The organism is Rhodoferax sp. OV413 (genome assembly GCF_945881795.1).
Taxonomy (GTDB): Bacteria; Pseudomonadota; Gammaproteobacteria; order Burkholderiales; family Burkholderiaceae_C; genus Allorhodoferax.
In genome coordinates this window covers 1-5,150 of the sequence record NZ_CAMCVG010000116.1, presented here as the reverse complement: position 1 = coordinate 5,150, position 5,150 = coordinate 1, and the positions used below count along the sequence as shown (strand labels likewise).

The 5,150-nt window shown below is 57.6% G+C and carries 2 protein-coding genes; both read left to right on the top strand.

Translation table 11 applies throughout. The features are described from left to right. A partial coding sequence (locus Q0O05_RS11105; RefSeq protein ID WP_293663057.1) for a type ISP restriction/modification enzyme occupies positions 1-4,053 on the top strand: 4,053 nt, incomplete at its 5' end. Further along, positions 4,050-5,036, top strand: a complete 987-nt coding sequence (locus Q0O05_RS11100; RefSeq protein WP_293663056.1) for an HNH endonuclease — start codon at positions 4,050-4,052, stop codon at positions 5,034-5,036. The genes Q0O05_RS11105 and Q0O05_RS11100, both read left to right, overlap by 4 nt. The last annotated feature ends 114 nt before the right edge of the window (positions 5,037-5,150 follow it).

The window sequence follows — 5,150 nt, the reverse complement described above, 5'->3', positions numbered from 1 at the left end:
CCGGAGGAAATCAACCTCAAGGCCGAACACGTAGTCAAGGTCAATTCCATCAAACAGTTGCGTCCCCTGGTCAGCGGCCAGCCCTGGGGCATCTTCTTTGTGGAGTTCAACAAAGGTCGCCTGCCTATTACTGCACTGCGTCGCGTGCTCAATGGATTGGTGCCCAAAGGCCGTGCAGCCAGTGGCGGCCATCAGACCTGGGCTGCGCACGACCTGCTATTTGTCTCAAGCTTTGGTGAAAGCAACGCCCGCGAAATTGCGCTAGCCCATTTCACCGACGAGTCCGCCAAAGGCGACTTGCCCACGCTGCGAGTGCTGGGCTGGGACGATGACGACACCCCCATGCAATTGGGCTATGTGGCGCAAACCCTGCGCGACAAACTGCGCTGGCCGGCCAACACCCGCACGGCAGACGACTTGGCCAAATGGCGCAAGCAATGGGCCGGTGCGTTTGCGCTGGGCTATCGCCAAGAAATCAATGACGCAAAAACCCTGGCCTTAGCCATGGCAGAGCTGGCCAAGCGCATCCGCAGGCGCGTCAACACCGTGTTGGCGCTGGAAAGCGACAAAGGCCACCTGCGCCAAATGCACAAGGCTTTCAAAGACAACCTCATCGCCGATTTGTCTGACGACGGCTTTGCCGACATGTTTGCGCAGACCATCACCTACGGCCTGTTCACCGCCCGCGCCAGCCGCAGCAGCGGCGCGCTGGTTGCGGATGACATTTCAGCCATGGTGCCCAGCACCAACCCATTCCTTAAAGAGCTGTTGGCCGATTTCTTGAATGCCGCTGGCCGCGACCGCAAGAAGAGCAAGCGCGTTGACTTTGATGAACTTGGCATCAACGAAGTGGTGACCGTGCTGCGCGAAGTACCCATGGATGCGGTACTACGCAGCTTCAATGCCAGCAAGCCCGGCGATGACCCGGTGATCCACTTTTACGAAGACTTCCTCAAAGCCTACGACAAAGCCATGCGCGCCAAGCGCGGCGTGTTCTACACCCCCAGCCCGGTGGTGCAGTTCATCGTGCGCAGTGTGGACGAGATTCTGAAAACCGAGTTCGGCATTGAAGATGGCTTGGCCAGCACCATCACCTGGGGCGAGATGATGGCGCGTAAGCCCGAGCTGAAACTGCCCAAGTTCTGCACCGCCGCCACGCCCTTTGTGCAGGTGCTGGACCCGGCCACCGGCACGGGCACCTTTATCGTGGAAGTCATCACCCAAATCCACGCCCACATGCTGGCCAAGTGGGCCAAGCAAGGCAAAGTGACCAAGGCCCAATGGCAGCCACTGTGGGTGGAATACGTCAAGCAGCACTTGCTGCCGCGCCTGTATGCCTTCGAGTTGATGATGGCCCCCTATGCCATTGCGCACATGAAGATCGGCCTGAAGCTGGCCGAGACGGGTTACACCTTCCCCGAAGACGGGCCGCGTGTGAATGTGTTTTTGACCAATGCGCTGGAGCCAGCGCATGCTATCAATCCGGGGCTGGCGTTTGAGGCTCCCATGCTGGCGCACGAGGCGGCGGCAGCGAACCGGGTGAAGGAGCAATTGGCGGCGACGGTGGTGGTGGGCAATCCGCCGTACTCGGGTGTTTCCAACAACATGTTCCCGTGGATTGATGGCTTGTTAAAAGGGCAGTTGCCGGACGGCACGGTGGTGAGAAGCTATTACCAAGTGGACGGCAAGCCCTTGGGTGAAAAGAAGCTCTGGCTCCAGGATGACTATGTCAAGTTCATTCGTTTTGGCCAATGGCGAGTTGAATGTGCAGGCGTGGGCGTGTTGGGGTACGTCACCAATCATGGCTACCTCGATAACCCCACTTTTCGTGGCATGCGTCAGTGTCTTACCAGCACTTTCCCAACTATCACCGTTGTCGATCTGCATGGCAACGCCAAGAAGAAAGAGGTTGCGATTGATGGAGGCAAAGACGAGAATGTTTTCGATATTGAGCAGGGCGTTGCTGTTGGGCTGATGCGTACTACTGCCGCACAAAACACATTGCTGCGGCACAAAGACCTGTTTGGTGCCCGTAGCGAAAAGTATGAACAACTGCTCCAAGGACTTACCGCCGTCGCACTGCCGCTGACAGGGCCACTCTATTTTTTCTCGCCAAAAGACGATTCATTTAGTGATGAGTACGCCAAGGCATGGCCTCTTGTGCAAGTCCAACCAGTCAACACCCCCGGCATAGTGACCGCCCGTGATCATCTGGCAATCAACTTCGACCAGGCTGCTCTGGAGGCCAAGATTAGTGAATTTGTTGACGGCAGGTATTCCGATGACCAAATTCGAGAGAGCATGTTCAAAGGTATGGGCTCCGACAAATACCCTGATGGTGACAGCCGAGGCTGGAAGCTGCCAGCCGCTCGGAAGGCCTTGAAAGGCAAGCAATGGCGCGCCGACATCACTGACATTTTTTACCGCCCTTTTGACACGCGAAAAATTCTCTATCGCTCGGATGTCGTGGATTGGCCGCGCTCAGACGTAATGAGCCAAATGTCAAAGGGCAAGAATATTGCACTCAGTGTTTGTAAGCAACTTGCTGCTTTGCCATGGGAGCATGTTTTGTTGACCGATGCCGTCCAGGATGATTCCTATGTCTCCAACCGGACAAAAGAACGAACCTATATGTTTCCGGTCTGGGGCAGTAGCGGAACGAACCGAACCGCCAACTTCTCACAGAGCTTCTTGGATGCCTTAAAGTCCGTGCTCGGACTAACTCCCGCCGAGTACCGCCCCGAAGACCTCACAGCCGCTCTGCACGCAGAGAAAATCTTCCATTACCTCTACGCTGTGCTGCACAGCCCGGCCTACCGCCAGCGCTACGCCGCGTTTCTGCGTACCGACTTCCCCCGCATTCCCATTCCCGGTAGTCGGAAGGTGTTCGACGCACTCGCCAAACTGGGTGCAGAGTTGGTTGCCTGGCATCTGCTGGAGCACCAAGATGCTATAAATATAGTAGCTGGTTGCACACGTTCTCCGAGGGCTACAGCCTGGTTTGGCACTGATTTCTCGCTGATCAAGGTGGCAGAGAAGTCGCGCGAGCTGGCAGAGGTGCAGGGCACCGCTGACAAGGTGGGCAAGGTGTTCATCAACGCCACCAGCGGCTTTGCCAACGTGCACCAGTCCATCTGGCAACACACCATTGGCGCCTACCAGGTGCTGCACAAGTGGCTGTACGACCGGCACAAGGCGGGCCGCAGCCTGAGCCAGGACGACATCACCCACTGGCTGCGCGTCTACGCGGCGCTGCAGGCCACGCAGAAACTGATGCTGCAGGTGGACGTGGCCATTGAGGCCAACGGGGGCTGGCCCGGAGCCTTTAGCCAGAACCACCCGCCGCCCGACGCCGCCACGCTGGCCGCCGAGCAAATGGTGCAAAAAGAGCAGCTCAAGGCGCAGAAGAAGGCGGCAACTGCTACAAAAAAAAGAGCTTCTTACGCAAGCCCCACGGGGGCTAGTAGCCTTTTTGACGACCTGGAAGACATGGCTGGCGCAGCGGGAGGGCCAGACCGCCCAAAATCTAGGGCCACCCCTGCCAAGGCAGCGGGTGGCAAAGCTTCTGGCAGCGCGGCGCAGATGCGTAGCTTGAATGATGGCCAGGTGATGTGCGCCATTCGGCGTGTCTTAGCAAGCGCCGGTAGCGGCGGGCTCAGTCGGGACGACTTGATTCGATCCACCGCGCGAGAGTTGGGGTATGCCCGCACCAGCCCGGCGCTAAAGATCAAGCTGGACACTGCTATTCGTCGCGCCGTGCGCCGTGGCATTGCCGAAAACTCGGGCGGTGTGCTGACCGTGTTGGTCAAAGACATCGACGGTTACGACCGCGACCACCTCAAGGCCCAGCTTTTGGCTGCAATTCGGGAAACGGGTGGCACTTGTGCCAAGTCTAAAGCCCCCATGCTGCTGGCCCGTGCGTTGGGCTTTGCGCGAACGGGCGCTGGCATTGCCGCAGTGGTGGAGTCGCTGTTGCGCAGTATGGTCAGAACTAAACAAGTGGAGTCCAGGGCAGGGCAGATTCAGGTCGTTCGCGCGGGTGTGGCGGTATGAGTGACCTCGAAACCTTAGCTAGCCTGCTGCCAACGCAGCGCCTCTCAGTGATGCATTTGGTCGAGCAGGCTGGGATAGACGTAACGCCTTGGCACACCACTGCCGAGGGCAGGCCGGTAAAGAACCCTAAAGCAAACCCGTCCTTTTGTTATGACTGGGCCTTTGGTTCAGAAAAAGAGGGCTTTTTGGTCTGCATTTGGCATGGGTCTTTGAAGCTATTGGATTTCCCATCTGGCCAGGCAATTGTTTACAACGAGAATTTTCGCGACTTGGCGTTGGGGTTGGATCGCAAGGCCATTGACCGCACACAACCCAGTGAGGAGCGCAACAGAGCGCGCAGCCAGGCGCATCGTGCAAGGGCCTTTGATCGGGCATTGCAACTCTCATTTCGTCGTGCTATGCCTGTCAGGGTTATTGTTCTTGAGGGTGATCGAAGGCAGCGTGAAGAGTTGGGTAAAGCATCTTCGACGGTAGATGCGCGCAAGTTGGACGCGGAAAACTGGTTCATGCATGGGTACGACAACGACACGGGCAACGTGTTGTTGGTGCGCGGGGTTGTGCTTGCGTCCGTTGAGTTGCCTGCTGCTGAAGGTGACGTTGACGCCCCATTGAAAACGCCAGATCAGGCGAGTCCGGAATTGGACAGGTCAAAGTATGTAGATCAATTTTCAGCGCCCGCGCCAGCGACCATGCGAGAGGCAACCGTACTACTTCGCGACCGGTCCGCTGCCGTCCGCGAAGCGGTGCTGAAAAGGGCAGGAGGTCTGTGCGAGCTTTGCAATGAACCGGGGTTTGTTACTGCAGCCGGTTCCATCTACCTGGAAACCCACCATGTGGTGCCGCTCGCAAATAACGGCCTGGACCATCCGTCCAATGTGGTGGCCATTTGCCCGCAGGACCATCGCCGTGCTCACTATGCAGCGGAGCGGGATGAAATTGCGATTCGATTGACTGCAATACTTGTGTCATTTACGGTGCAGTGAATGACATGAACGGATTGGATGAGTGATGACTATTGAAAGGGAGAGCGTCAATTCTGAGCCTGAGGATTCGGGTGCAGTGACTTGGTTCGTGGACGAGGCCGGTGACCCGACGCT

Coding starts and splice junctions, on each gene's coding strand:
- Q0O05_RS11100 (WP_293663056.1), top strand. CDS start 4,050: ATGAGTGACCTCGAAACCTTAGCTAGCCTGCTGCCAACGCAGCGCCTC.